The sequence below is a fragment of the Pseudomonas sp. H1h genome (assembly GCF_000633255.1).
In the GTDB taxonomy this organism is placed as follows: domain Bacteria; phylum Pseudomonadota; class Gammaproteobacteria; order Pseudomonadales; family Pseudomonadaceae; genus Aquipseudomonas.
The window spans coordinates 15,316-42,233 of sequence record NZ_AYMJ01000003.1 but is presented as its reverse complement, the minus strand read 5'-3'; the positions used below and the strand labels follow the sequence as shown (position 1 = coordinate 42,233).

Annotated in this window: 18 protein-coding genes; 7 read left to right on the top strand and 11 right to left on the bottom strand. The window is 62.7% G+C overall.

What is annotated here, in order from left to right:
* The first annotated feature begins 213 nt into the window (after positions 1–213).
* The gene (locus tag U862_RS0102085) at positions 214–1,749 is read left to right on the top strand and encodes an FAD-dependent oxidoreductase (protein WP_025108874.1); all 1,536 of its coding nucleotides are present in this window, start codon (positions 214–216) and stop codon (positions 1,747–1,749) included.
* 123 nt (positions 1,750–1,872) lie between these two features.
* On the opposite strand, the gene hemB is transcribed toward U862_RS0102085, so the two are convergent.
* Positions 1,873–2,847, bottom strand: a complete 975-nt coding sequence (gene hemB / locus U862_RS0102080; RefSeq protein WP_025108873.1) for a porphobilinogen synthase — start codon at positions 2,845–2,847, stop codon at positions 1,873–1,875.
* A gap of 249 nt (positions 2,848–3,096) precedes the next feature.
* Positions 3,097–3,795 carry a glutathione binding-like protein gene (locus U862_RS0102075; RefSeq protein WP_025108872.1) on the bottom strand — a complete coding sequence of 233 codons (699 nt, stop codon included), beginning with the start codon at positions 3,793–3,795 and terminating at the stop codon, positions 3,097–3,099.
* 318 nt (positions 3,796–4,113) lie between these two features.
* On the opposite strand from U862_RS0102075, the gene U862_RS0102070 reads away from it, so the two are divergent.
* Positions 4,114–4,788 carry a hypothetical protein gene (locus U862_RS0102070; protein ID WP_025108871.1) on the top strand — a complete coding sequence of 225 codons (675 nt, stop codon included), beginning with the start codon at positions 4,114–4,116 and terminating at the stop codon, positions 4,786–4,788.
* Positions 4,789–4,911: 123 nt separating this feature from the next.
* On the opposite strand, the gene mnmH is transcribed toward U862_RS0102070, so the two are convergent.
* From mnmH to U862_RS0102055, 3 genes are all read right to left on the bottom strand, one after another.
* Positions 4,912–6,015, bottom strand: coding sequence for a tRNA 2-selenouridine(34) synthase MnmH (gene mnmH, locus U862_RS0102065; RefSeq protein ID WP_025108870.1), 1,104 nt, complete (start codon positions 6,013–6,015; stop codon positions 4,912–4,914).
* Positions 6,015–7,049 (bottom strand): selenide, water dikinase SelD, encoded by a 1,035-nt coding sequence (selD, locus tag U862_RS0102060; RefSeq protein ID WP_025108869.1) that lies wholly within the window; start codon positions 7,047–7,049, stop codon positions 6,015–6,017. Before selD ends, mnmH begins: the two co-directional genes overlap by 1 nt.
* Before the next feature lie 256 nt (positions 7,050–7,305).
* A complete protein-coding gene (locus U862_RS0102055) occupies positions 7,306–17,829 on the bottom strand; it encodes an autotransporter-associated beta strand repeat-containing protein (protein WP_025108868.1) in 10,524 nt (3,507 codons plus the stop codon).
* 449 nt (positions 17,830–18,278) lie between these two features.
* Between U862_RS0102055 and U862_RS0102050 the strand changes: the two genes are divergently transcribed.
* Positions 18,279–19,238, top strand: a complete 960-nt coding sequence (locus U862_RS0102050) for a nucleoside-specific channel-forming protein Tsx (protein ID WP_025108867.1) — start codon at positions 18,279–18,281, stop codon at positions 19,236–19,238.
* A gap of 15 nt (positions 19,239–19,253) precedes the next feature.
* Entirely contained in the window at positions 19,254–20,276 is a 1,023-nt protein-coding gene (locus tag U862_RS0102045; RefSeq protein WP_025108866.1) for a purine nucleoside permease, read from the top strand.
* 358 nt (positions 20,277–20,634) lie between these two features.
* Here U862_RS0102045 and U862_RS0102040 read toward each other — a convergent pair whose 3' ends face one another.
* The 3 genes from U862_RS0102040 to U862_RS0102030 form a co-directional block, all read right to left on the bottom strand.
* Entirely contained in the window at positions 20,635–21,591 is a 957-nt protein-coding gene (locus tag U862_RS0102040; protein WP_025108865.1) for a zinc-binding alcohol dehydrogenase family protein, read from the bottom strand.
* Positions 21,592–21,622: 31 nt separating this feature from the next.
* Positions 21,623–21,796, bottom strand: a complete 174-nt coding sequence (locus U862_RS29345) for a DUF1427 family protein (protein WP_081794837.1) — start codon at positions 21,794–21,796, stop codon at positions 21,623–21,625.
* A 212-nt stretch (positions 21,797–22,008) separates the two neighbouring features.
* Positions 22,009–22,776, bottom strand: coding sequence for a helix-turn-helix domain-containing protein (locus tag U862_RS0102030; RefSeq protein ID WP_177327304.1), 768 nt, complete (start codon positions 22,774–22,776; stop codon positions 22,009–22,011).
* Between the two features lie 145 nt (positions 22,777–22,921).
* Between U862_RS0102030 and U862_RS0102025 the strand changes: the two genes are divergently transcribed.
* Both U862_RS0102025 and U862_RS0102020 read left to right on the top strand, forming a co-directional pair.
* On the top strand, positions 22,922–23,149 hold the full coding sequence (locus tag U862_RS0102025; RefSeq protein ID WP_003223528.1) for a DUF6555 family protein: 228 nt from the start codon (positions 22,922–22,924) through the stop codon (positions 23,147–23,149).
* Between the two features lie 38 nt (positions 23,150–23,187).
* Positions 23,188–23,460: a hypothetical protein gene (locus U862_RS0102020; RefSeq protein WP_025108863.1), complete on the top strand. Its 273-nt coding sequence runs from the start codon at positions 23,188–23,190 to the stop codon at positions 23,458–23,460.
* Positions 23,461–23,483: 23 nt separating this feature from the next.
* On the opposite strand, the gene U862_RS29340 is transcribed toward U862_RS0102020, so the two are convergent.
* From U862_RS29340 to U862_RS0102005, 3 genes are all read right to left on the bottom strand, one after another.
* A complete protein-coding gene (locus U862_RS29340; RefSeq protein WP_081730276.1) occupies positions 23,484–23,651 on the bottom strand; it encodes a metallothionein in 168 nt (55 codons plus the stop codon).
* A gap of 1,201 nt (positions 23,652–24,852) precedes the next feature.
* Entirely contained in the window at positions 24,853–25,308 is a 456-nt protein-coding gene (locus U862_RS0102010; protein WP_025108861.1) for a DMT family transporter, read from the bottom strand.
* Between the two features lie 2 nt (positions 25,309–25,310).
* Complete coding sequence (locus U862_RS0102005; protein ID WP_025108860.1) at positions 25,311–25,796, bottom strand: DMT family transporter; 486 nt, start codon at positions 25,794–25,796, stop codon at positions 25,311–25,313.
* Between the two features lie 112 nt (positions 25,797–25,908).
* Here U862_RS0102005 and U862_RS0102000 point away from each other — a divergent pair, with 112 nt between their 5' ends.
* A complete protein-coding gene (locus tag U862_RS0102000; RefSeq protein WP_025108859.1) occupies positions 25,909–26,844 on the top strand; it encodes a LysR family transcriptional regulator in 936 nt (311 codons plus the stop codon).
* Positions 26,845–26,918: the final 74 nt, after the last annotated feature.

The following is a 26,918-nucleotide window of genomic DNA, read 5'->3' as shown; positions in this document are numbered from 1 at the left end:
TCGCCGCACAATGAAAAGGCCCCGCAGCTTTACGGTTGCGGGGCCTTTTTGGCTTTTGTGGCGTCTGGAAAGACTTTTCGCGAACAGGCTCGCTCCCACATCGCGTTGCCGTACATCCTTCAGTGTGGAGCGCGCCTGCTCGCGATGACGGTCGGACTGGCCGCCCTGCCCTGCTGATCCATACTTGCTGCACAGCCACCAGAGGACAGGCCCATGAACCGCAGCGACGTACTGATCATCGGCGCCGGCCCGACCGGTCTGGTGCTGGCTCTGTGGCTGAGCAAACTGGGCGTGCGCGTGCGCATTCTCGACAAGACCTCCGCCCCCGGCACCACCTCGCGGGCGCTGGCGGTGCAGGCGCGGACCCTGGAGTTGTACCGGCAACTAGACCTGGCCGACACCGTGGTGCGCAACGGTTACAAGGTCGCGGCGGCGAACTTCTGGGTCAAGGGCAAGCCGGTCGCACAGTTGCCGCTCACGCGCATCGGCGAAGGCCTGACGCCCTACTCGTTCATTGAAATCTTCCCTCAGGACCAACACGAACGGTTGCTGCTCGAACGCCTCGAAGACTATGGCGTGGTGGTTGAGCGCAACACCGAACTTGAGAGTTTCGAAGAAACCGGTGACGGCCTCACGGCGCATCTGCGCTTGCCGGACGGGCGCCAGGAAGTTTGCCAGGCATGCTTTCTCGCGGGTTGCGACGGCGCGCGCTCGGTGGTGCGCAAAACCCTCGCCACCGGTTTTCCCGGCGGCACCTATCAGCAGATTTTCTACGTCGCGGATGTGCAAGCCAGCGGCCCGGCGCTCAATGGCGAACTGCACCTGGATCTGGACGAAGCGGATTTTCTTGCGGTATTTCCGCTGGCCGGCGAAGGCCGTGCGCGGCTGATCGGCACGGTACGCGACGAACGCGCCGACCACGCCGAAACCCTGCAATTTGCCGACGTCAGCAGCCGCGCCATCGAACACCTGAAAGTCCACATCGACGAGGTCAACTGGTTCTCCACCTACCGCGTGCATCACCGGGTGGCCGAGCACTTTCGCAGCGGACGGACGTTTCTGCTCGGCGATGCGGCGCACGTGCACAGCCCCGCTGGCGGCCAGGGCATGAACACCGGCATCGGCGATGCGATCAACCTGGCATGGAAACTCGCCGCCGTGCTCGACGGCAGCGCTACGACGAAACTGCTCGACACCTATGAAACCGAACGCATCGCCTTCGCCCGCCGACTGGTCTCGACCACTGACAAGGTGTTCACCTTCGTCACCGCCGAGGGGCGCATTGCCGATCTGCTGCGCACGCGCCTGGCGCCGTTTCTGATTCCGAAAATGGCCACCTTCGAGGCCAGTCGCGAGTTCCTGTTTCGCACCGTCTCGCAAGTCACCCTCAACTATCGCGGCATGCCGCTGAGCCAGGGCAGCGCCGGCCACGTGCACGGCGGTGACCGCTTGCCGTGGGCGCATGATGGTGAGGGCGATAACTATGAGCCGCTCCGGCAGCCCTGCTGGCAGGTGCATGTGTACGGCGACACCAGCGACGAGATGATTGCCTGGTGCAACGAACACCACCTGCCGCTGCACGTGTTCGACTGGCGTCCTGCGTTTGAAACGGCGGGGTTGGGACGTAACGGCTTCTACTTGCTGCGCCCGGACACCTATGTGGCGATTGCTGATAACAGCGCCGATCCGAAGGTGATCGAGCGGTATTTTCGCGATCACGGGATCCGGCCATTCTTTGCCGGCCCCTGACACAGCACAACGCCAATGTGGGAGCGGGCTTGCTCGCGAAGGCGATGTAGCAGCAACGAATAGATTGACTGACACGACGCCTTCGCGGGCAAGCCCGCCCCCACAGGGGGGGTGTGGTGTTTGTCAGATCCCCGCCAGCGCCAGATCCATCGCAAAGTAAGTGAAGATCAGGTCCGCACCCGCACGCTTGATCGCGCCCAGGCTTTCGCGCACCACGCGATCCTCGTCGATCGCTCCGGCCTGAGCGCCGAACTTGATCATCGCGTACTCGCCGCTGACCTGATACGCCGACAGCGGCAGGTTCGAGGCTTCACGAATGTCGCGGATGATGTCCAGGTACGCGCCGGCCGGTTTGACCATCAGCGCGTCGGCGCCTTCCTGCTCGTCGAGCAGCGACTCACGCAGGGCTTCGCGGCGATTCATCGGGTTCATCTGATAGCTTTTGCGATCGCCCTTGAGCGCGCTGCCACCGGCTTCGCGGAACGGACCATACAGCGCCGAGGCGAATTTGGTCGAGTAAGCCATGATCGCGGTCTGGGTGAACCCGGCCTCGTCCAGCGCGCGGCGAATCGCCTGCACCTGGCCGTCCATCGCCGCCGACGGCGCGATCACATCGGCACCGGCACGCGCCGCCGCCACGGCTTGCTTGCCGAGGTTGATCAGGGTCTGGTCGTTGTCGACTTCGTGGTGGTGCATCACGCCGCAGTGGCCGTGGTCGGTGTATTCACAGAAGCAGGTGTCGGACATCACGATCATCTCCGGCACCGCGTCCTTGGCAATGCGCGACATGCGCGAGACCAGGCCGTTTTCGCGCCAGGTGTCACTGCCGTTGGCATCCAGATGATGGGACACGCCGAAGGTCATCACCGACTTGATGCCGGCACGGGCATAGCGCTCGATTTCACTGGCCAGCTTGCGCTCGGGAATACGCATCACCCCCGGCATGCTCTTGATCGGCACGAAGTCGTCGATCTCTTCTTCGACGAAAATCGGCAGCACCAGATCATTCAGGGTGAACTCGGTTTCCTGGAACAGACTGCGCAGGCTCGCATTGCGGCGCAGACGGCGGGGACGTGCTTCGGGGAACTGGCTGGACATGGGGCTTTCCTGAAATCGGAAGATGAGACGAAAGTCGTAGGGGGCGAAGCTTATGCCTTCGTCGGGCGCAGGTACAAACCTGGATCAATCAAGAGTGCATTACCGGCTGCGCAATAATCCTTGCGTCACAGCACAAATCCCCTGTGGGAGCGGGCTTGCTCGCGAAGGCGGTGTATCAGCAACAAACGCGTTGCCTGACACGACGTCTTCGCGAGCAAGCCCGCTCCCACAGGGGGGGGAATGCGCAAATCAGGAAGGAATGGTCAGGCCCCGAATGACCGCCGGGCGCGCCAGAAAGCGCTCCAGCACCCGAGTGACGTTCGGGAAATTGCTGATGCCAACCAGATCCCCGGCCTCATAAAAGCCGATCAGGTTGCGCACCCACGGGAACGTGGCGATGTCGGCGATGGTGTAGCGCTCGCCCATGATCCAGTCACGGCCGTCCAGGCGTTTGTCGAGAACGTTGAGCAAGCGCCTGCTCTCCTCGACATAGCGATCACGCGGACGCTTGTCCTCGTAGTCCTTGCCGGCAAATTTGTTGAAAAAACCCAGCTGGCCGAACATCGGACCGATTCCGCCCATCTGGAACATCAGCCACTGAATCGTCTCGTAGCGCAGCGCGCCTTCCTGCGCCAGCAACTGGCCGCTCTTGTCGGCGAGGTAGATCAGGATCGCGCCGGATTCGAACAGCGGCAGCGGTTGGCCTTCGGGGCCGTGCGGGTCGAGGATCGCCGGGATCTTGTTGTTGGGGTTCAGCGACAGGAACTCGGGGGACAACTGGTCCTGCGTGTCGAAGCCCACGCGGTGCGGCTCGTACGGCAGGCCGATCTCCTCGAGCATGATCGAGACCTTGACACCATTGGGGGTCGGCAGGGAGTAGAGCTGAATCCAGTCAGGGTATTGCGCCGGCCATTTCCGGGTGATCGGGAACGCGGACAGATCAGTCATGGGAAGCATCCAGTCACAAATTAAAGGCCTGAGCATAATCCATGATCGGCCGCTCAAGCTCGGGTTCTTTACCGGACAGACACAGGCGGGACTTAAATCCGCAACATCCTGTGGTTAACCTCTGCCATCAGTCGCTCATCGTTGCCGTTAGAGTGCGGCGCTCTGGCGCGAATCGAACCAAACCGGCCTCAGGGGACTCTGAGCTATGCCTTTCGCAAGGGAAGCGCGACACACGACATGGACAACACCTGGTGCTGGGAGCCTGCGGTGTAAGGGTTTGTCAGCCTTAACCGAACACGCTGAAGAACCTTTTAATACATGACGAACCTTATGCGTTTCGCCAAACGCTTCAAACATCGTGCTTATGTGGCTCTGCCCGCCCTGCTGGCAGTCAGTGCGTTGCTCCTGTCGCTGGAATCGAGCCAGATTCGCGCCCAACCGGTGGACGGCACCCAGACCCTGGTCTTCCTGCGCCACGCGGAAAAACCCGCCGGCGGTCTCGGCCAGTTGAACTGCCAGGGCCTGAACCGGGCGATCGAGCTGTCGACCCTGCTGCCGGAAAAATTCGGCAAGGCCGATTACGTGTTCGCCGCCAACCCGACGCGCAATGTCGAGGAAGGTGAGCAGGACAACTCCTACAGCTATATCCGCCCCCTGATGACCATCAGCCCCGCCGCGATCAAGCTCGGCCTGCCGGTGAACATCGAGTTCTCGGCCAACGACACCAGCGACCTGGCGCGTGAATTGACCGAAGACAAGTACCACAACTCAACGATCTATACCGCGTGGTCGCACGGCTACCTGCCGGAGCTGATCAACAAGGTCGCGGGCAAGGCAGTCGGCGAAAAGCAGACCATCACCGACGACTGGGCGGCCGGCGACTTCGATTCGCTGTATGTGCTGACCCTGACCTGGCACAACGGCAAGGCCAGCTTGCAGAGCCACAGCTACAAGCAGGGGCTGGATAACGGCAAGGTCACCTGCCCGACTTGATTCCTGCGGTGCCTGTGCCGACCCTTTCGCGAGCAAGCCCGCTCCCACCCACAGGGGATGCCTGCCCCGTGAAGATCCAGTGTGGGAGCGGGCTTGCTCGCGAAGAGGGCCGCCCAGACACCCTCAAACCCGCTGATTCACCCGCTCACGCAGATACTCCAGCACCGCCCCCTGCTCCCCGGCAAACTCGATCCGTCCGCCCTTCTTCTCACGCTGGAACGCATACATCGGGTCGTAATACTCACGCAGTAGCCCTTCGATCCAGCCACGGTGCAAATCCACCGCCCCGCGACCTGCCTGCTCGGCCAGCGCGTCCTCCATCAAAAGCAGCAATCGCCGATGCCGCTCGCCACCAAGCCGCTTCTGCACATTGTTCAGGCTTTCCAGCAAACGCTCGGAAAACAAATCGAAGCCGTCTTCGCCATGCACTGTGGAAAACTCGGCTGAAAGGTCCACCACGTAATCACGCAGGATCCGCTCGACCCGATCCTCAAAACTGTCTTCCAGCCAGACCATCGGGTACTGCTGCATGCCCTGATACAGCGGCAACGGCAGCGCACAACTGCCGACCACTCGACTCTCGTCTTCCAGCACGAACTGCTCGATACCGGCATCGCGCTTCTTGAGGATGTCGATGGCCAGACGGTTTTCAAAATCGATGTTCGACGGTTGCCCGGTGGCGCGTTTGCCGAAACTGGAGCCCCGATGATTGGCGTGGCCTTCCAGATCCAGGCCGTTGCGCAACTGCACCAGCACCTCAGTCTTGCCGGTGCCGGTCATGCCACCCAACAACACGAAATCACACTGGGCGAGGCCCTGCTCAAGGGTGTCGATCAGAAAGTTACGCATGGCCTTGTAACCGCCGCCGACACGCGGATAGTCGATACCGGCCTCGTCGCGCAGCCACTGTTGAGTGATCTGCGAGCGCAAGCCGCCACGAAAACAATAGAGGTATCCATCAGGATGGGTCCGGGCGAAATCGGCCCAGGCCTGAATGCGCTCGGCCTTCACCGTGCCAGACACCAACTGCTGGCCCAGTTCGATGGCAGCCTGCTGGCCGTGCTGCTTGTAGCAGGTGCCAACCTTCTGCCGTTCGATGTCGTTCATCAGCGGCAGGTTGACCACACCGGGGAACGCGCCTTTGTGAAACTCGATCGGCGCACGGGCGTCCATCATCGGCCGGTCGTTGAGGAAAATGTCGCGGTAATCGGTGCAGTCGCGTGACATCAAATCACCTCGACTGCGTGGGTCTGTCGTTCGACCAGTTCGCCGATCGGCGCCAGGTTCAAGCCCAGTTCGGCGGCGACCGCGAGGAACTCGGCGTTGCCTTCAGGGGTGACCGCAATCAGCAGGCCGCCACTGGTCTGCGGGTCGCACAGCACGCGCTTGTGCAATTCCTGCAGACGGCCGAGCTTGCTTGAATAGCTGTCGAAGTTGCGCAAGGTGCCGCCGGGCACGCAGCCCTGTTCGAGGTAGTACTCGACGCTGTCCAGACGCGGCACATGGTTGTAGCCGATACGCGCAGTCAGGTGGCTGCCGTCGGCCATTTCCACCAGATGCCCGAGCAAGCCGAAACCGGTGACGTCGGTCATCGCAGTGACGCCGGCGAGTTTGCCGAAACGGCTGCCGGGTTTGTTCAGGGTGCACATCCAGTCGCGGGCCACGCCGACGTCATCGGGGCGCAGTTTGCCCTTCTTTTCGGCGGTGGTGAGGATGCCGATGCCCAGCGGTTTGGTCAGGTACAACAGGCAGCCGGCGGTCGCCGTGTCGTTGCGTTTCATGTGGCGTTTTTCGACCAGCCCGGTCACGGCCAGACCGAAGATCGGCTCCGGCGCATCGATCGAATGCCCACCGGCCAGCGGAATGCCGGCGGCGTCACACACGGCTCGACCGCCGCGAATCACTTCCCGCGCCACTTCCGGCGCCAGTACATTGACCGGCCAGCCAAGGATTGCGATCGCCATCAACGGATCGCCGCCCATCGCATAGATGTCGCTGATCGCGTTGGTCGCGGCTATCCGGCCGAAATCGAACGGGTCGTCGACAATTGGCATGAAGAAGTCAGTGGTCGATACCACACCGCGCTCGGCATCGATCTCGTACACCGCCGCGTCATCACGCGAAGCATTGCCGACCCACAGTTTCGGATCGAGGTTTTGCGCACCGCTACCGGCCAGAATCACTTCCAGCACCTGCGGGGAAATCTTGCAGCCACAACCGGCACCGTGGCTGTATTGGGTCAGACGAATCGGCTCGCTCATGGGAGAGTCTCTGGCAGGGAATGGGGCGAATTCTAGCAGAGCGCGAGCTGGCAGATTTTTGCGCTGAATGTCATGGCCCCTTCGCGAGCAAGCCCGCTCCCACAGGGGGAACGCATTCCAATGGTGGGAGCGGGCCTGCTCGCGAAAGCGATCGACCGGTCGCCACCACTTCATCGCCGGACCGATAAAAGCCGCTCTATTACGCCCGGCAAAAAAAAACCGCCCTTTCGGGCGGCTAAAGTACTTCGACCATGATTCAGAAGCTTTGACTGAAGCTGATGTTGAACGCGCTGTCGTTGTTGTCGCTCGACACCTGACCCGAGTAACCGATGCCCAGCTTGCCGGTCGGGGTGACCTGGAAGTCGATGCCGGCTTCGAGCAGTGCGCTGTCCTTGGCAATCGGCACACCTTGGGTGCTGAACGAGGCGCCGCCGTCGATGAAGGTCAGGTCGGCGTCAGGCTTGGTGTCGCCGTAGGCATGACGCCAGCCGATGGCCGCACGTGGCGTCAGTTGGCTGCCGTTGGCCAGGGTCACCAACTTGCCGATGCGCACACCGAGGGTCGAGTAGGTAATGTCCTGATCGGCGTCGGCCTTCAAGCGCCCCACTCCGCCTTTTTCCTTGGCGGTGTCGCTGTCGTAGTTGACGTAAGCCAGACCGGCGAACGGTTCGATGGCGACGCCTGCGGCGCTGATCGCGTAACCCACTTCACCAAACACCTGAGCACTGCGCGCGTCGTAATCGGCCTTCAGGCGATCGTTGTAGCTGCCGACGCTGACATCGCGTTTGGTTTCGATGCTGTGCCAGCTGTAAGCCGCGCCGAGACGCACGGCCAGTGCATCGAACTGCGAGTTCAGATAACCCGCCAGGTGGTAGCTGTCGACCTTCGCATCGGAGTTGCGATCATGTGCGTTGAGGTTGCTGCGGGTGTAGCCGGCCGCCATCCCGGCACGCCAGGTATCGTCCAGCGCCTTGTCGGTGCCGAGCATGAAACCGCCGAGGTTGCGATCGACTTTCGCCGTGTTGCTGTCGCCGCCCATGTCACCCCATGCACCGATGGCCCGAATCCAGCCGACCATTTCCCCGTGGCAACCGTTGCTGCTCAGTTGCGTATCGCTCGGTGCCAGGGTTCTGCGTGGGTCGTCCGAGGCGCTGCACGACGGCTGACGCATGCGGTCATTGACCGCTTCGCGGATGAAGCGCGAATCCTCAAGCATGGCGCTTGCGGTGCTGGCGTGGATTTCGCCAGACAGGCTGTCGAAGGCGTTACGCGCACCGGCCACACTGAGGTTGACGATCTGGTTCTGCAGCGCCGCGCCGGCCGCCCCGTTATTGGTCAGTGCCGTGGCGGCACCGCGCTGGTTGCCGGTGGCCGCGACGTCGGCGAACGAGTTGCCGTTGCGGCTCACGGCCAGGGTGACCGAATCGGCACCATAGACCAGCGAGCTGCTGAGGAACGCGTACTGCGGCAGATCGGCCGCACTGAAGGTGCCGGTCACGCCGCCACCCGCGGTGATCAGCGAGTAAGTGGTGTTGCCGGTGAACGGCGCAAGGCTGTTGACCACCAGACCGCCACCCAGCGCCGCCGTGCCACCCACTGCCAGTGGTGTGGCGGTTGGCGAACTGACCGTCAGCGCCAGCACACCGTCCGCCGCGTTGGTCAGGTTGCCGGCCACGCTCAAGGTGCCGTCGGCACCACCGGAAGCCACCACACCGTGGTTGACCACCGAACCGACGCTGCCATTACCGCTCAGGCCTGCGCCGTTGGCGACGGTGACCTGCCCGCCCAGCGAAGCCCGCGCTCCACGGCTGCCGACTTGCAGCGCGCCTTGATCGACGGACACGGTGCCGCTGAACGGTTGATTACCAGTAAGCAACAAGGTGCCAGTGCCGCGTTTGGCCAGCTCCCCGGTGCCGCTCAGGATGCCATTGAACTGGCCATTGGCATTTTGCTGGAACACCAGCGTAGCGTTGTCGGTGATGTTGCCTTGCAGACTGGTGGTGTTACCGATCAGCGTACCGCCGCTGACCGTGGTGCCACCGCTGTAGGTGTTGGCGCCAGTGAGAATCAGAGTACCGGCGTCAAGTTTCTCGATACCTCCGGTGCCGATCAGCGGCACATCGATTTCTGCGCTGCCCCCGGCATTGACCCGCACCGGCGCCAGGCTACCGCCGGCACCGTTGACCGGCGTCAACGTACCGCCAGCCCCCGGCACCAGGCTATAGCCGCTGGTGAGGAACTGCAGGCCGGTGAAGTTCTGATTGCCCAGCACGGTGACGGTGCCGGCCTGACCGCCGAACACGGCGAACTGACCATTGTTAGCCAACGCTTGAGTGCCGCTTGGATCGGTCCAGTTGGTCCCTGGCCCCCACACGCCACTGCCGCCGCCGATGCTGCCGTCAGGGTTGGTGGTGCCACCGTTCCAGAACTGCACTTCACCCGGTGTGCCCTGCACCAGCAGGTTGACCTGATTGGCAATCGCGGTTTGCAGGGTCAGGTTGGCTGCCGAGACCGGCAGGCTGCCGTAGACCAGACCGTTGTCGGTCAGGCTGCCGCCGTAGCGGAACAGTTGATAGACCCCGGTGCCGAAGCCGCCGGCGTTGCTGATGTTCAGCGTGCCGTCGAGGGTCAGGTTGCCGGCGACGTTGACCACCGTGGTGGAACTGGCGGCCGAGCCGAGACTGAAGTCCAGATTAGTGCCCGAGGACAATGTCAGCGCACCGACCGACAGCGGTGTGGCCGTGCCGCCACCGGTCAGCGTTGCACCGCTGGCCAGTTGCACGTTGCCGCCCAGTTGCCCGCTGCCACCGATTTTCGCGCCGCTGGCAACGCTGACGTTGGCGCTGTTGAGTACGCCATTGACGAGCAGGTTGCCAGCCTGCACCGAGGTGTTCCCGGTGAAGGTGTTATTGCCAGTCAGCAGCAACTGGCCGGTGCCGGTTTTGGTCAGCGTGCCGGCGCCGGTGAGGTTGCCGGTGTAGCTGCCATCGGCGTTCTGCGCGAAGGTCAACGCCGCGTTGTTGACGATGGCGCCTTGCAGGCTGCTGGTGTCGCCGGTAGTGCTGCCGCCGTTCAGCGTGGTGCCCCCGCTGTAAGTGTTGGCGCCGCTGAGCAGCAAGCTGCCGCTGCCGTTTTTCACCAGGCTGCCGGTGCCAGTGACAGCGCCAAGCAGCGTGGTGTTCTGGTTGCCGGCCAGGGTCAGTTGCGAGCCGAGGTTGATCGCGTTGGCCAGTTGCAGCGCCGAGGTGCTGTCGAGGGTGCCGTTGCCGGTCACGCTCAGTGCGCCGCTGCTGATTGCGCTGTTGTTACCCAGCACCAGCGTGCCGCCAGCGAGCTGAGTGCCGCCGCTATAGGTGTTGCTGCCGTTGAGGGTCAGGCTCGATGCGCCGGCCTTGATCAGGCTGCCTGCGCCGCTGACTACGCCGTCGAGGGTCAAGGCGTTGCTGCCGGCGACGCTCAGGCCGCCATTGAGCACCACATTGTTGGCGAGGCTGACCGCCGTGTTGCTGTCCAGTGCCGTGCCGGCCGCAGCCGTCAACACGCCGGTACCGAGCGCCGAGTTATTGCCGACGACGATCTTGCCGCCGTTGAGCGCGGTGCCGCCGGTGTAGCCGTTGGCGGCGTTGAGCACCAGCGTACCGGTGTCGTACTTGCCCAGGGTGCCGGCGCCGTTGAGCGCTACGCCGAGGGTCGCGGTGGCGTTCGGATCGACGCGCACCGTGGCGTTACCCAGCGAACCGTTGACCAGGTTCAGCGAACCCGCCGTGCCGTTCTGCAGGCTGTAGCCATCGGTGACGAACTGCATGCCGGTGATGGTTTGCGCGCCGTTGACGGTGACCGTGCCCGGCGTGCCCTGGAAAACCGCGAAGTTGTTGGTCCAGGCCTGATTGGTGGTGCCGTTGACGTCGGTCCAGTTGGTGGTGCCGGTGCCCCAGGTACCGCTGCCGCCATCGACCGAACCGTTGGCCACCAGTTGGTTGCCGTCCCAGAACTGCACGGTGACGCCCGGTGCGGTGACCAACAGGTTGATCTGGTTGGCCAGCGCGGTTTGCAGGGTCAGATCACCCGGGGTGACGCTGCCCGGCACCGTGCCGATCAGCATGCCGTTGTCGGTCAGGCCGCCGGTGTAGTTGATCAGGCGATACACGCCGCTGCCAAAACCACCGATGTCGCTGACGTTGAGGGTGCCGTCGAGGGTCAGATTACCGCCGACATTGACCAGCGCATTGCCGCCACCGGAGACCGGTGCACCGAGGCCGACATCGAAGTTCGAGTTGGCGTTGAACACCAGCGAATTCACCGACAGGGTGCTGCCAGTAGCACCGGCCAGATGACCACCATCAGCCACCGTAACGGCTCCGCCGAGCGAGCCGCTGCCACCCAGCGTGCCGCCGTTGTTGACTAGCACACTGGCGCTGTCCAGCGAGCCGTTGACGTTCAAGGTGCCAGCATTGACCGTAGTGTTGCCGGTCAGGCTGTTGATGCCGGTCAGCGTCAGCGTACCGGTGCCGAGTTTGTTCAACTCGCCGGTTCCGGTGAGCACGCCGTCGAAAATGCTGCTGGCGTTGTTACCGCCGATGCTCAGCGTGTTGCCGCCGCCGATCAGTGCGGTGCCGCTGCCGGTCAGGCTGGCAAGGCTGCCCGAACCGCCAAGGTTGAGAGTCGCCGCAGCGCCGAGATTGACTCCGGCGTTGCTGCCCAGTGCCGAGTTGCCCAGCGTGGTCAGGCTGCCAGACTGCACATCGAAGGTGCCGCTGAAAGTGTTGTTGCCGGACAGCGTCAGGTCGGCCAGACCGTTCTTGGTCAGGGTACCTGCCCCGGCGATCACGCCACCCAGGGTCAGGTTGTTGTTGCCCGCCACGCTGAGATTGGCATTGACGTTGAGGTTATTGGCCAGTACCAGAGGCGCCGTGGTGTCGAGGGTCGAAGCACCGGCCACGGTCAACGCGCCGGAGCCCAGGCCTGACGAGGTGCCGAGGGTCACGGTGCCGGCGTTCAGCGTGGTGCCGCCGCTGTAAGTGTTGATGCCGTTGAGGGTCAGGTTGGAGGCGCCGTTCTTGATCAGGCCGCCCGCGCCGCTGACGACGCCGCTGAGGGCTACGTCGCTGGTGCCGGTGTTGGTCAGGTTGGCGTTGAGTACCACGTTGTTGCCGAGGGACACCGCACTGTTGCTGTCCAGTGCCGAGGCACCGGCCACGGTCAGGTTGCCCAGGCCGAGGGCGCCGTTGCTGCCGGCGGTCAGGGTGCCGGCATTGAGGGTCACGCCGCCGAGGAAGTTGTTGGCCCCGGACAGGATCAGGTTGGCCGCGCCGTTCTTGGTCAGGCTGCCGGCGCCGTTGATGGCGCCGCTGAGTGTCAGGTCGTTGCTGCCGACGATGCCGAGGTTGCCCGCCAAGTTGATCGCATTACCCGCCGTAAAGGCGCCGTTGGCATCCAGTGTGGTGCCATTCGCCGCGTTTAGGGTGGCCGAGCCCAGCGCGCTGTTCGACGCCAGAATCAGACCGCCCGCGTTCAGTGCCACCGGCCCGAGGAAGGCGTTGTTGCCGCCGAGGGTCAGGTTGGCCGAACCGTTCTTGATCAAGCCGCCTGTGCCGGAAATGACACCGTTGAGGGTCAGCGCATTGCTGCCGAGTACGGTGAGGTTGCCGTTGAGCGTGGCCGCGTTGGCCAGTGTCACGGCGGTGTTGCTGTCCAGTTGCGTACCGGCATTGGCGATCAACGCGCCAGTGCCCAGCGCGGTATTGCTGCCGACCACCAGCGTGCCGCCATCCAGTTGGGTGCCTCCGGTGTAGGTGTTGGCCCCGTTGAGCACCAGAGTACCGGCGTCGAGTTTGTTGAGAATGCCGCTGCCGTCGATGTTCACGCCGACGGTGGCGGTCACGCCCGGATCAACGCGCAGCGCCGTGGTTCCGCCGCTGCCGTTGACCGCAGTCAGCAGCCCCGCCGTGCCGTTCACCACGTTGTAGCCATCGGTGAGGAATTGCATGCCGGTGAACAGTTGCGTGCCGTTGACCGACACCGTGCCCGCCGTGCCCTGGAACACTGCGAAGTCGCCGGCCCAGGTCTGGTTCAGCGTGCCGTTGGAGTTGGTCCAGTTGGTGCCGCCGGCATTCCACGTGCCAGTGCCGCCATCCACCGTACCGTTGGGGATGGTCTGGCTGCCGTCCCAGAAACGCAGGTTGGTATTCGGCGCCGACACGATCAGGTTGACCTGATTACCCAGGGTCTGCACGAGTATGTCGCCGAGGCCGTAACCCACCGGCACACCGGCCACGGTCAGGCCGTTGTCGGTCAGCGCGCCGATGTAGTTGAACAGGCGGTAGACACCGACACCGAACCCGCCGGCATCGGTGACATTGAGATTGCCGTCGAGGGTCAGGTTGCCGCCGATGTTCATCAGCGAGCTGGTCGATGGCGTTGCAAGGCTCGCGTCCACATTACTGTTGGCGGTGAGGATCAGCGACGAGGTGGACAAGGTATTGCCCGAGGACAACGCCAGATGACCGCCGCTGTTGATGGTGATGAAACCAAGCGCCGAACCGGTGCCTGTGAGGGTGGCGCCGTTGTTGATGTTGAGCTGGGTGCTGGCCAGCGAACCAGTGAGATTCAGCGTACCGCCGTTAACGTTGGTATTGCCGGTGATGCCGCTGTTGCCGGTGAGGTTCAACGTCCCGGTACCGACTTTGGTCAGGGCACCGCTGCCACCGAGGTCGCCGTCGAAGGTGCTGGTATTGCTCACACCGCCGATGGTCAGAGTATTACCGCCGGCGATCTGCACACTGCCGCTGCCGCTCAGCCCGTCGAGGCTGGCGCTGCTGTTGAGATAGAGATTGGCACCGGCGCTGATGTTGGCGCCGGAGGTGTTGCCCAGCGCCCCGCTGCTCACGGTGGTGACGCTGCCGGAGGCGATGTTCAGCGCGCCGGTGAAGGTGTTGTTGCCGCTGAGCGTCAGATCGCCAAAGCCATCCTTGGTCAGGCTGCCGGCGCCATCAATCACACCGCTGAGGTTCAGGGTGTTGCTGCCGGCCAGGGTCAGGCCGGCGTTGAGGGTGATGTTGTTGCCGACGGTCATGCCGGTGCTGGTATCCAGCGTCGAAGCACCGCCGACGGTCAGGCCGCCACTGCCCAGTGCAGCGGCCGAGCCCAGTGTCAGCGTACCGGCATTGAGCGTGGTGCCGCCACTGTAGGTGTTGGTGCCGTTGACGGTCAGGTTGGCCGCGCCGTTCTTGATCAACTGACCGGCGCCGCTGATCACGCCGCCGAGGGTCAGGTCTTGGGTGCCGCCGACGCCAAGTGCCGCATTGAGCACGACTGCGTTAGCCAGACTGGCCAGCGGCGAACTGCTGTCGAGCGTTGCCGCACCGCCAACCGTCAAGGCACCGGTGCCCAGCGCCGAACTGTTGCCGACGGTTACCGTACCGGCGTTGAGTGTGGTGCCGCCGATGTAGGTGTTGGTGCCGTTGAGGTTCAGGTTGGCCGCACCGTTTTTCACCAGGCTGCCAGCTCCGGCGACGGTGCCGGTAAGGGTCAGATCCGCACTGCCACCGACATTGAGCGCACCAGCGAGGTTGACCTGATTGCCCAGAGTAACGGCAGTGTTGGTATCCAGCGTGGTGCCGGCCGCCGCGTTCAATGCACCGCTGCCCAGCGCGGTGTTGCTGCCGACGATCAATTTGCCGACGTTCAACGCGGTGTTGCCGAAGTAAGTGTTGGCGCCGTTGAGAATCAGGTCGGCGGGGCCGCTTTTGGTCAAGCCACCGACACCGGAGACCACACCCGCGAGGGTCAGCGCGTTGCTGCCGCCGATGGTCACGTTGCCACCGAGATTGACGTTGTTGGCCAGGCTCGTCGCGGTGCTGGCGTCCAGCGTGGTGTTGTTGCCGGCGTTGAGCACGCCGGTGCCGAGGGCGGTGTTGGAGCCGACGATCAGTGTCCCGGCATTCAACGACGTAGCGCCGGTGTAGGTGTTGTTGCCGGTCAGGGTCAGGGTCGAGGCGCCGGTCTTGATCAGGTTGCTGCCACCACTGATCACGCCGCCGAGAGTCAGCGGGTTGGCGCCGCCGGCGGTGAGGTTGGAGTTCAACGCAATCGCGTTGTTCAGCGTCACGTTGGCGCTGCTGTTGAGTGTTGCGCCCGCACCACCGACGGTCAGCGTGCCGGTGCCGAGTGCCGCGCCGTTGCCAACGGTCAGGCTGCCGGCATTGAGCGCCGTGCCACCGGTGAAGGTATTGACGCCGTTCAGGGTCAGGTTGGCGGTGCCGTTCTTGATCAACTGACTGGCGCCGCTGAGCACGCCACCGAGGATCATGCCGTTGCTGCCGCCGATGGCCAGGTTGCCGTTGAGCGCGACGTTGTTGTTCAGGATGACCGAGGTGTTGCTGTCGAGGGTCGCGGCGTTGGCGACGGTCAGGCTACCGCTGCCCAGTGCCGCGGCATTGCCAACGGTCAGGGTGCCGGCATTGAGGGTGGCGCCACCGCTGAACGTGTTGGCACCGTTGAGAATCAGGTTGGCCGCGCCGTTCTTGGTCAAACCGCCGCTGCCGCTGACGACGCCACCGAGGGTCAGGTTGGCGTTGCCGGCGACGTTCAGATTGCCACCGAGGGCGACAGCGTTGCTCAGCGCCACAGCGGTGCTGGCGTCGAGGGTGGTATCCGCCGCCGTGGTCAGTGCGCCGGTGCCGAGCGCGGTGTTGGAGCCGACGATCAGCGTACCGGCATTGAGCGCAGTGCCGCCGGCAAACGTGTTGTTGCCGCTGAGGGTCAGGTTCGCGGTGCCGTTCTTGATCAGATTGCCGGCGCCGCTGATGACGCCGCTCAGGCCCAATGCCTGCGTGCCGCCAATGGTCAGATCCACCGCCAGCGCCACAGCGTTGGCCAGCGTCACCGCAGTCGTTGCATCCAGCGTAGTGCCAGCCGCTGCGTTCAACGCACCCGTGCCGAGGGCGGTGTTACTGCCTACCAGCAAAGTACCGCCATTGAGAGTAGTGGTGCCGCTGTTGGTGTTGTTGCCGGTCAGGGTCAGGCTGGCGCTGCCACTCTTGGTAATGCCGCCGGTGCCGGACAGGATGCCGGACAACGTCAGGGCGTTGCTGCCGAGCACGTTCAGCGCGCCAGTGATCCCGACGTTATTGGCCAGTGTCACGTTGGCGGTGCTGTCGAGGCTGGTGCCGTTGCTGGTGTTGAGTACGCCGGTACCCAATGCGTTGTTGTTGCCGACACGCAAGGTGCCGGCGCTCAGGGTGGTAATCCCGCTGAAACCGGTGTTGGCGCCGTTGAGGGTCAGACTGCCGCTGCCGGTTTTGGTCAGGTTGGCGGCGCCGCTGATCAACCCGCCAAGGGTCAGTGCACCGGTGCCGGTCGCGGTCAGGGTGCTGTTGAGGGTCAGCGCATTGCTCAGCGAAATCGGTCCCGACGTCGACAAGCTGGAAGAGCCGCCGATGGTAATGCCGCCAGTGCTGAATGCCGAGTTGTTACCCACCGCCACCACGCCACCGTTGAGAACGGTGTTGCCGGTGTAGGTGTTGATGCCGTTGAGGTTCAACTGGCCGCTACCAATCTTGGTCAGGCCGCCGCTGCCGGAGATGACTCCACTCAGGGTCGAGCCGTTGATGCCTTGCACGGTCAGGCCGCCGGCGCCGAGCGAGATCAGATTGCCGAGGTTCAGACCGGCGTTGCTGGCTTGAATGATCCCGCCGTTGGAAGTGATCACACCGCTGCCAAACGTGGCGTTGTTGTTGAACTGCGCAACACCGCCGTTGAGGGTGGTTGCGCCACTGACCAACGGCCCCTGCAAAGTCCAGGTGCCGCTGTTGAGGGTCAGGTTGTTGAAGTTGACGTAGGTCGAGCTGGACGCGGTGCCGGTGCCGGTGGTGCCGCCGCCGAGGCCGATCGGGTTTTGCAGGATCAGGCTGTTGGTACCGCTCGCACCACCATCGATGGTCCCGGTCGGAGCGAAAGTCAGGTTGACGCCGATCAGGCCACCGAGGCCGACGGTCACTTGCACGCCGTCACCGACGTTAACGCTCGAACCGGTGATCGCGTAGAAGGTGTTGGTACTGCCCGCGCCCATCGACACGCCGCCAGTGATGTTGCCGGCGTTGGTGAACGTGTTGCCCGCTACCGAAGTCTCGAACGCGATCCGGCCGTTGATCGTGCCACTGGCACTGTTGGTCATGTTGACTTGCGAACCGCCATAGATCCCGACCACTGGCGTATCGGCCAGGGTGATCCCGCCGACCGACAGTCCGGTCGAGGTAATCGTGCCGTCGTTGGTGATGGTCGTAGTACCCGACACCGAGTTGTTTACGGCAATCCCCAACCCATCGATGCTGGTCAGGTTGAGACCGAGCAACATGCCGGTACCGCGAATGAGCCCGGTGGTGTTGTTGACGATGCTCACCGTGCTGGTCGCGCCGGTGCCGATGAACGCGCCGCCACTGAGGATCGAGACCAGGCCGAGCAAGGCCGGATCGAGGGTGCCGGAGTTGTTCAGGTTGATATTGGCCCCGGTCAGGTTGATCACCTTGCCGCCAAGGGTCGCGTTCATCTGCGCGCCGTTGGCGACGTTGACCGTCAGGCCGCTGGTGGCGCTGCTGTAGTCATTGAGAAACAGCGGCAGGGTCGGAACACCCGTACACGTAATCGTCGAGCCCGCCGCCGAGCAGGTCGCGAGCGCCTGCTCGCTGACCCCGCCGAACAGAAGGCCGGCAACGCTCAGGTGCACAGCAAGGGAAAGAGGGGAAAAACGCGAAACGAGGGCGACACCGAACCTTGCTTCCACGGGCTACTCCTTGTCGTGGCCAATTTCTTCCTTGAAGGCGTGCAGCCGTGCTTATTCCACACGCGAATCAAGACTGCGACGGTCATCACAAAACCGTTGATTGGGGACAAAGCTAGTAGACGCCCCGCCATGGGGCACTGATTAAATGGTGTTAATACTTTAATACTAGGCCGTCTAAACCGAGGCTTTCGACCAGCAAACACAGGATTTTGACCTCATGGTGTCCCCCCGTGGGAGCGGGCTTGCTCGCGAAATCGGTGTAACGATGAAGCCCGTGTCAGCTGACCCGACGCCTTCGCGAGCAAGCCCGCTCCCACAGTGAAATAGCTGTATCTGGAAAACTGGTACGCCTTGTGCAAACGTTTGCTACCTGCCTATAACGGCTTTTTCGTAACAAAACCGTACAGACCCGCAGAACCCGGGCCTCGATCCGCAAAAAAGGACTTTGAATGCACGCCGCTTCCCCTCTTCGCGCCCCATTTGCGCGCACGTTTGCTGTTTCCTTGCTACTGACCGGCGTTACCGGAGTTCTCAGCCACAGCGCGCTGGCGCAGCCGGCCTTGCCCGAAGAATCTGCCCAGGGCGAAACCCTCAGCCCCGAAGCCAGTCCGCCGAAACAAGGCGCCTATCTGTCGGACTGGTACAACCAGGACCTGACGCTGATCGGCAGCAAGGACATCAGCTTCGGCCCGCAACCGGCCGACGATATCTACCTGGAATATGAATACTTCGGGCGCAAGGGGCCGTTCGAGCTGTACGGCTACGTCGACATTCCGAAGATCTTCAACATCGGCAACAGCCACGACAAAGGCGTGTGGGACCACGGCTCACCGGTGTTCATGGAGCACGAACCACGCATATCCATTGACTACCTCGCCGGCCGCAGTCTGGCCATCGGTCCGTTCAAGGAATGGTACGTGGCGTTCGACTGGATCTACGATCACGGCAGCCGTAAGGAGAATCGCGCCAACACGCTGTACAGCGGCTTGGGCACCGACATCGACACTCATTCGCGGGTCAACCTGTCGGCCAACCTGTACGGGCGCTACCAGTGGGAAAACTACGGCGCGAGCAATGAGTATTCGTGGGACGGTTACCGCGCGCAGCTCAAGTACATCGTACCCATCGACAAATTCAGCAACGGTGCCTCGCTGACCTACATCGGCTTCACCAACTTCGATTTTGGCTCGGACCTGCACAAGGACAACCCGGCGCGCACCGCCAATGCCACGGTGGCGACCAACGTGTTGCTGTACTCGTTCACCCACTTGCGCTTCACCCTGGTCGGCCGTTATTTCCACAACGGCGGCAACTGGGAGGACGGCAGCGAGCTGAACTTCGGCGATGGCAACTTCCGCGCACGCTCCAACGGGTGGGGTTACTACGCCGGCATCGGCTACCAGTTCTGAATTCAGGAGATTCTCATGCAAGCAATGACGCGTCTGACCCTGGCCGCTGCGGCCCTGCTCTCTTCCACCACATGGGCGGCTGAAGCGCCGATCCAGCCGAAAGTGGTGCTGATCACCATGTTCGCCCCCGAGGCACAGCACTGGATCGAGCGCCTTAACCTCAAGCAGGAAATCCGCGTGCCGGGGTTGTCCGCCGAATACCCGACCATCCGCTGCAACGCGCAGCAGGTGTGCCTGTTGACCACCGGCATGGGCCAGACCAACGCCGCCGCCTCGACCCTGGCATTGGCCCTGTCGCCGAAATTCGACCTGCGCAAAAGCTACTTCCTGATCGCCGGGATCGCCGGTATCAGCCCGAAACACGGGACCATCGGCACCGCCGCGTGGGCGCACTACCTGGTGGAATTCGGTACGCAATGGGAACTGGATTCGCGCGACGCGCCGTCGAACTGGCCGACCGGTTATATCGGCATCAACACCAAGGGCCCCAACGAAAAACCGCCGCTGGACTACAAGACCGAAGTCTTCGAACTCAACCCGACATTACAGGCGAAAGCCTTCGCCCTGAGCCACAAGGTCGAGCTGAGCGAAAGCAAGGAATCGGCGGCGTGGCGCCTGAAATACCCGTCTGCCCCGGCCAACCAGCCGCCAGTGGTTACCCGCTGCGATACGCTGGCGGGCAACACCTGGTACTCCGGCACACGCCTGAGCGAACGCGCCGAGGTCTGGACCCAACTGCTGACCGACAACAAAGGTGAATATTGCACCACGCAACAGGAAGACAACTCGACCTACGAGGCCTTGCTGCGCGCCAGCCGCGAAGGTCTGGTGGACGTGCAACGGCTGGCGGTAGTGCGTGCTGGCTCCGACTTCGACCGGCCCGCACCGGGCGGCAGCGAAGTGGATAACCTGCTCAAGTACGCCGATCAAGGCGGCTTCGTGCCGGCGCTGGAGAATCTCTATCGCACGGGTAATCCGCTGGTGCAGGACATCCTGAAAAACTGGTCGGCGTGGGAGAACGGCGTCCCGCAATCCTGAAACCTGTGCAGCAAAAAATGTGGGCGCAGGCTTGCGTTCTGACTGTGGGAGGGGGCTTGCTCCCGAAGGCGGTGGGTCAGGCGGTTTTTGGTTGAATGAAATACCGTTTTCGCGAGCAAGCCCGCTCCCACAGGGGGATGCGTTTCAAATCTGGGAGGGGGCTTGCTCCCGAAGGCGGTGGGTCAGGCGGTTTTTGGTTGAATGAAATACCGCTTTCGCGAGCAAGCCCGCTCCCACAGGGGCATGCGTTTCAAATGTGGGAGGGGGCTTGCTCCCGAAGGCGGTGGGTCAGGCAGTCTTTGGTTGAATGGCGAGCCGCTTTCGCGAGCAAGCCCGCTCCCACAGTTGTTTTGCGGCGTTAAGGGATAAGGATAATCTTGTCGCCACTGCCCTGATTCACCTCGGCATAGCGCTGCAACCCCTCCGCCAATGGCACCTCGAGCAAACCCTGCGGCAATGGCAGCCGATCCTCATCGAAGAACCGCCCGAACTGCTCCAGCATCGCCGCGCAAGCTTGCACGCCATACAGCAGCGAGTTGATCCCGACCACCGAACCGCCCTTGCGGTACAGCGCCAGCGCCGGCAACTGCACATGGCCGTCGACCGGGGCCGCGATAATCGCGATACGACCGAACGGTGCCAGCGCCGCCACCGAGGCCGGCAGCCAGAAACCGGTGGTGTCGAAGATCACATCGGCGCCGCCGCTGTACACCGCGTGGACCTGTGCACCGAGGTCTTCGGGCTTATCCAGCTGAATCGTCTGAAAACCCTGTGCCTGCAAGTCCTTGACCTGCTCTGGCCGCCGCGCCGCCGCGAGTATCTGCGCCCCACGGACCTTGGCCAACGCCAACGCCGCCGTCGCCACCGCACCGCCACCGATCACCAGCAAACGGGTTTCAGCACTCACCAGGCTGCGTTCCAGCGCATCCCATGCCGTGGTGTACGGCACGCCGAGGCTGGCAGCCTGGGCGAAGCTCAGGTGCGACGGTTTATGCGCCACGCCGTTGGCCGGCAGCTTGACGAATTGCGCATGCGAGCCATCGGCGAAAAAGCCCAGTTCGCGCCCGGTGCCCCACACCTCCTGACCAAGTAAGGCCTGCGGCCCTGCAACCACGACGCCGGCGAAATCGCGCCCGGGAATCCGTGGCAATGTGGTGTAGGGGAAACGCCCGAGCACGTTCTTTACGTCGCTGGGGTTCAAACCGGCCGCCTTGATCTCGACCAGCACTTCGTCAGCGCCGGGCACCGGAGTGGCTACGTCGACCAAGCGCAGGGAGGACAGGTCGCCGGTTTTATCGAATTGCAGTGCTTTCATGAGGACATCCACCGAAGAGAGAAAGAAAAATTCACGAGAACCAGCCTGCGACCAGTTGCCGACCCAGCGGCCACAACTGCTCACCCGCGAGCATGCCGAGCAGCCCCACCAGGGCGATGGCCGGAGGTGCCGGCGAACGAAAATGCAGCGCGCCATAGAGCAGGCCGACACCCAGACCGATGGCCAGCGAAATCAGGTAGTTCATGGGGGAACTCCACCGCGTGAAAGGGATGGGCAGAGTCTAGGGAAGGATCGGCGGAGGCGCCGGCCAAGGACTTCTGAATTTCGGCCAAATCGGTTGAATTCGCCACACTCCAGTGTAGGAGCGAGCCTGCTCGCGAATGCGATATGCCTGTGAAGAATGAAGTCACTGACCCGGCGCTTTCGCGAGCAGGCTCGCTCCCACAGGGGTTGTGTTCAGGTGCTCATGAATTGCGAGGGTGCTACGCCCAGTTCCCGGCGGAACATGTCACTGAAACTGCTCGGCGAATAGCCCAGCTGCCGAGCGATCGCACTCACTGGCACGCCCTGAATCAACTCCGCCACGGCCGTCGCCAGTTGCACCTGCCGCCGCCATTCGGCGAAGCCCATACCGAGGCTGTCCTTGAACAACCGCGCCAGCGTACGCACACTGGCCCCGGCGTTTTCCGCGTGCTGCTCGAAAGGAATGTCCAGCGACGGCGCCGCCATCACCGCCTGACACAGGTTCATCAGGCGCCGGTCGGAATCGTCCGGCATTGCGATCTTCAATTGCGAGCGCCGGGCACGCTTGAGCTCCAGCAACGCCAGACCGACCAATGCGTCGTAATAGGCCGGCTCACCGCTGTCACCCTGCTCGACCAGCCCGACGATCAACTCACGCAGCAGCCCTGCAACCTCGATCACTTGCACCGTCGCATCCAGCGTCGCCGCCAGCGCCGGACGCAGGTAGATGTTGCGCATCTGCAAGTCCGAAACCACGCGAATCCCGTGCGGCACCCCGGGCGGCAACCACACCGCCCGTTGCGGCGGCACCACCAACGCTTCATGCGGGGTTTCGACCCACATCACCCCGCTCATCGCATACAGCAACTGACCCCAGACATGCTCGTGCGGCTCGATGAATAACCCACGCGGATAGGTACGCGCCAGCGGTTGCACCGGCACATCGGTATCACTCAGATCGGGAGGCGCAGCGAGGGCCATGGCGAGCATTCATTGGGGTTGGCGGAGCGGCCATGGTAACCAGTGCGCCGATGTGTCGCCAACGATAGATACCGTCGGACAATCCGAGTGAATTTTCCCGGCGCGCCGCGATCCTTCTAATACCACAGGGAGGAATACGGGCTTTATGAACAACGCAAAACTGTTTGTCATCGACTACACCCTTCACGGCACGCCCAAATCGTTCATTATCCGTTCGGACAAAATGGACAATGCCGAGGCGTGGCACTGGGCAAGCTGCGACGCCGGCGTGGGTCGCATCCCGCGTTTCGGCCGGGAAAAAGTGCAAAAGACCAGCAAACCGATGGCGGAAAAATTCGGCGTGGAAAATGTCACATGGCGACCGGCGAGCTAGACTCTCGCCAGGCAATGGGGACATTTGGGGGAATACACATGACCAGCATCTTCAGCCCGGCGCATCTGGATTACGGCCTTGACACCCTGTTCGGCCGCATCACCAAAAGCGTCGACTGTCGAGTGGGCCTGGAACCCGTCGAAGATGACCCATACTGCTTCGCCCTGCGCGTACCGGCACCGTTACCGGAAGACCTCGACCAGGCGAAAACCGTGGTGGTCAGGGTTGAAGGTCGACGGCTGCAAGGCACGGTACGTCATACCGAACGGCTGGATGATGAAAGCCTGAAACTGGAAGTGGAGCCTGATTAGGCTCCACTTTTTTTTGCATGTCGTCATTTGGGGTGGGCGCAATGGCAGCCCTTGCTTGAACACTCCTCGCCACCCTTGTGGTGGTGCGCGCAGGCTTCACAGCAGTAGTGTTTGCCGTGTACGGCGTAGGCGTGGTCGCCTTCCTTGATTGTGCATTTGCAGTTGGGGCAATCGCATTTTCTATCTGGCATGTGGGCGGACTCCTTTTTTGGTGGTTGTCTGCGGCTTGCCGGGGCAAGCCGTAAAGATCAGTGTAGGAGCTGCCGAAGGCTGCGAAATTTTGATCTGGATTTTTTCGAAGCAAGAGCAGTTCTGTTCTGCGTTTTACCTGCGGATTGGGGGGATATCCGTTTCTGCTGGCGATGAGGGTGAATATCCGTTGATTCGGGTGCTGCCGCTGGCGGCTTCGCTCTTACCGCGAGTCTCTTTTTCAAACGAAAAAAAGGAACCAAAAGGCTTTGCCTCCGGCGTACGGCACCTCGCTTAGGCTCAGCGTTCCCTCGCTACGGTGTCCATCCGAAGGGGCTTGAGATCAACAGCCACATCGAGAGCCAAAGGCATAGCAGATCAAAAGATCACAGCCTTCGGCAGTTCATGCATGGGATTGGGTGTATTCAGTTAGAGATTGGTTGGCGGGTAGGCCGTCTTCGCGAGCAAGCCCGCTCCCACAGTGGGAATGGGCGGGGTCAGTTGGAGATTGGTCGGCTGGTAGGCCGCCTTCGCGAGCAAGCCCGCTCCCACAGTGGGAATGGGCGGGGTCAGTTGGAGATTGGTCGGCGGGTAGGCCGCCTTCGCGAGCAAGCCCGCTCCCACAGTGGGAATGGGCGGGGTCAGTTGGAGATTGGTCGGCTGGTAGGCCGTCTTCGCGAGCGAGCCCGCTCCCACAGTGGGAATGGGCGGGGTCAGTTGGAGATTGGTTGGCGGGTAGGCCGTCTTCGCTGACAGGCCTGCTCCCACAATGGGGAATGGGGGTGTTCAGGTAGAGGATGGTCGGCTCGTAGGCCGCCATCGCGAGCGGGCTCCTGCAGTTTAGAGAGCGTGCCCGGCATGCGGCGAAGCCGCCCCACTCAAATGGCCGAGTGTCAGCTCGCCGAAAGCTCTTGATCTTGCCGTACCGGCCCCTTCGGCAGGCTGAGTGGAGGGGTTTATCCGGGGGGGGGGGAGCGCAGCGACCGTTTGGCGCAGCCAAACACATCGAGAGGAGGTGCAGCGAAGCAAACCGGAGGCGATGCCCCCGGATGAATCCCGCAACGAAGGAACCCGAGCCACGGCGAGGGCCGAACGCCGGGGCAAGCCTTTTTGGTTACTTTTGAGGCGTTTGTCAAAAGTGACCCGCCGTAAGGGCGGAACCCTGCTCAGCCCCCACCCAAAAAACGGATTTGCACCCAAAACTCAATCAGAACGACGAACACCGCTCCGGTACATAAAAACCAACGCCAACCCCAGACAAACCATCGCCAACACCCGAGACGACGAAAGCTCGATCGCCGGATTCCCCAACCAGCCAAAATTATCGATCAACATCCCCATCCCCAACTGCCCGACAATCACCGCAACAGTCGCCACCGCCGTCCCCACCACCGGCACCGCACCGACCATCACCATCATGTAAACCACCCCGAACAAAGCACCGCAGACCTGCCACTTCGGCACATCGAGCAAACTCACCGCATGCGCCGGCTCGAAAAACACAATCAACAACCCGGTCGTCACCGCGCCGACAAAAAACGTCAGCAGACTGCTGCGCAACACCCCGACGGTCTCACCCAGGCGTCCATTGATCGCCGCCTGCACACTCAACACCGCACCGGCCAACACCACCACCGCCAACAAAATAACCAGACTCATCTTCAACCCCGCGCAATCAAAACCAGTGCCACCACAATCAGGCCCAGCGCCAGCCAGCGCTCGGCATTGACCTTCTTGCGCGTCGCACCGAACCAGCCGAAATGGTCGATCAGCACACTCTTGCCCACCTGCCCCGAGAGAATCGCGATCATCGTCATCGCAATTCCGATATGTGGCGTCGCCAGGGTCAGCACCACCACATACATCGGTCCGAGAAAGCCGCCGATCAATTGCCAGCGCGGCAGATCGGTCAGCGCCGGGCCCTTCTGCGGCCCCGCGAACAGCAACAGCAGAAACAGGATCGCCGAGCCCACGCCGAAGATGCTCAAGGTCGCCCACAGATGCCCGACCTGAACCCCCAACGGCCCGAGCAGACCCGCCTCCACCGACAAGCCCATACCGGCCAGAATCACCAGCGGCAGCAACAACAGGCGCAACCCCGGCTTGCGCACCGGCGTCGCCACACTCACCTCATCCAACGTCTGCATAACCAAAACCTGTGCAAATAAACGATGGCGCGGATTATCGGCTGGCGACGCTGTGCGATAAATGGGAGCATCCGGACAACACTTTTGCGCAATCCGCACAGCAGGAAGACTCATGCACGGGCTCAATGAACTGGGATTCAAGACACTCAGGCTGTTTGTGGCGGTGCTCGACCACGGCAGCTTTTCCGAAGTCGCCCGCCGCGAGGGTGTTGCGCCCTCTTCGATTTCGCGGCAAATCCAGTTGATGGAGCAGGCGCTGAACCAGCAATTGCTCTACCGCCACACCCGCGCCGTGACGCCAACGGAAGCCGGGCGCATGCTCGGCCACCACGCGCGGCTGGTGCTGGTGCAATTGGAGGAAGCCGAGCAGGCGTTGCAGGAACAGCAAAGCGACCCCACCGGACTGGTGCGGATCAACGCGCCGGTGGTGTTCGGCCAACGGCATCTGACACCGTGGCTCGGACAGTTATGTGCGCGCTATCCGAAGCTGCAACTGGACATCCAGCAGACCGACCATTACGTCGACCCGCTGCAAGAAGGCGCCGACCTGCTGTTCCGCATCGGCCCGCTGCACGATTCGAGCATGCAGGCACGGATTCTCGCACCGCACCGCTTTCAGGTCGCGGCCAGCCCGGCGTATCTCAAGCAGCACGGCACACCACAACATCCCGACGAACTCGCGCAACACCAGTGCCTGGCCTACAAAGGTGCGACCGGCCAGCAGCGCTGGTTCTTCCGGCAGGATCAAGGCGATTGGACACCCTACTCGGTCAAAGGCCCGATCACCGGCAACCACGCCGACACCCTCACCCAGGCCGCCGAACAGGGTCTGGGGCTGGTGATGTTTCCGTCATGGCTGATTGGTGAAGCGGTACGCGAAGGCACGCTGGTGCCGGTGCTGGGGGAATATCAGGTGTCGAACAGCCTGGAGCCGCAGCAGATTGCCGTGCTGTGGCCGGGGAGCCGGCGGCTGTCGGTGAAGGTGCGCACGGTGATTGATTTCTTCATGGAATGCTTCGGCGAAATCCCCTACTGGGACAGACCCTGAGCCTTGCACAAAACCCAATGTGGGAGCGGGCTTGCTCGCGAAAGCGTCGTGTCCGTCAGCCATTCTGTATCTGA

What these genes read in the sequence shown, in the direction of transcription:
- U862_RS0102070 (WP_025108871.1), top strand. Translation starts at nt 4,114, where the DNA reads ATGACGAACCTTATGCGTTTCGCCAAACGCTTCAAACATCGTGCTTAT.
- U862_RS0102025 (WP_003223528.1), top strand. Translation starts at nt 22,922, where the DNA reads ATGAACAACGCAAAACTGTTTGTCATCGACTACACCCTTCACGGCACG.
- U862_RS0102030 (WP_177327304.1), bottom strand. Translation starts at nt 22,776, where the DNA reads ATGGCCCTCGCTGCGCCTCCCGATCTGAGTGATACCGATGTGCCGGTG.
- U862_RS0102020 (WP_025108863.1), top strand. Translation starts at nt 23,188, where the DNA reads ATGACCAGCATCTTCAGCCCGGCGCATCTGGATTACGGCCTTGACACC.
- U862_RS0102045 (WP_025108866.1), top strand. Translation starts at nt 19,254, where the DNA reads ATGCAAGCAATGACGCGTCTGACCCTGGCCGCTGCGGCCCTGCTCTCT.
- hemB (WP_025108873.1), bottom strand. Translation starts at nt 2,847, where the DNA reads ATGTCCAGCCAGTTCCCCGAAGCACGTCCCCGCCGTCTGCGCCGCAAT.
- mnmH (WP_025108870.1), bottom strand. Translation starts at nt 6,015, where the DNA reads ATGTCACGCGACTGCACCGATTACCGCGACATTTTCCTCAACGACCGG.
- U862_RS0102040 (WP_025108865.1), bottom strand. Translation starts at nt 21,591, where the DNA reads ATGAAAGCACTGCAATTCGATAAAACCGGCGACCTGTCCTCCCTGCGC.
- U862_RS0102050 (WP_025108867.1), top strand. Translation starts at nt 18,279, where the DNA reads ATGCACGCCGCTTCCCCTCTTCGCGCCCCATTTGCGCGCACGTTTGCT.
- U862_RS0102010 (WP_025108861.1), bottom strand. Translation starts at nt 25,308, where the DNA reads ATGAGTCTGGTTATTTTGTTGGCGGTGGTGGTGTTGGCCGGTGCGGTG.
- U862_RS0102005 (WP_025108860.1), bottom strand. Translation starts at nt 25,796, where the DNA reads ATGCAGACGTTGGATGAGGTGAGTGTGGCGACGCCGGTGCGCAAGCCG.
- U862_RS0102000 (WP_025108859.1), top strand. Translation starts at nt 25,909, where the DNA reads ATGCACGGGCTCAATGAACTGGGATTCAAGACACTCAGGCTGTTTGTG.
- U862_RS0102085 (WP_025108874.1), top strand. Translation starts at nt 214, where the DNA reads ATGAACCGCAGCGACGTACTGATCATCGGCGCCGGCCCGACCGGTCTG.
- U862_RS29345 (WP_081794837.1), bottom strand. Translation starts at nt 21,796, where the DNA reads ATGAACTACCTGATTTCGCTGGCCATCGGTCTGGGTGTCGGCCTGCTC.
- selD (WP_025108869.1), bottom strand. Translation starts at nt 7,049, where the DNA reads ATGAGCGAGCCGATTCGTCTGACCCAATACAGCCACGGTGCCGGTTGT.
- U862_RS29340 (WP_081730276.1), bottom strand. Translation starts at nt 23,651, where the DNA reads ATGCCAGATAGAAAATGCGATTGCCCCAACTGCAAATGCACAATCAAG.
- U862_RS0102075 (WP_025108872.1), bottom strand. Translation starts at nt 3,795, where the DNA reads ATGACTGATCTGTCCGCGTTCCCGATCACCCGGAAATGGCCGGCGCAA.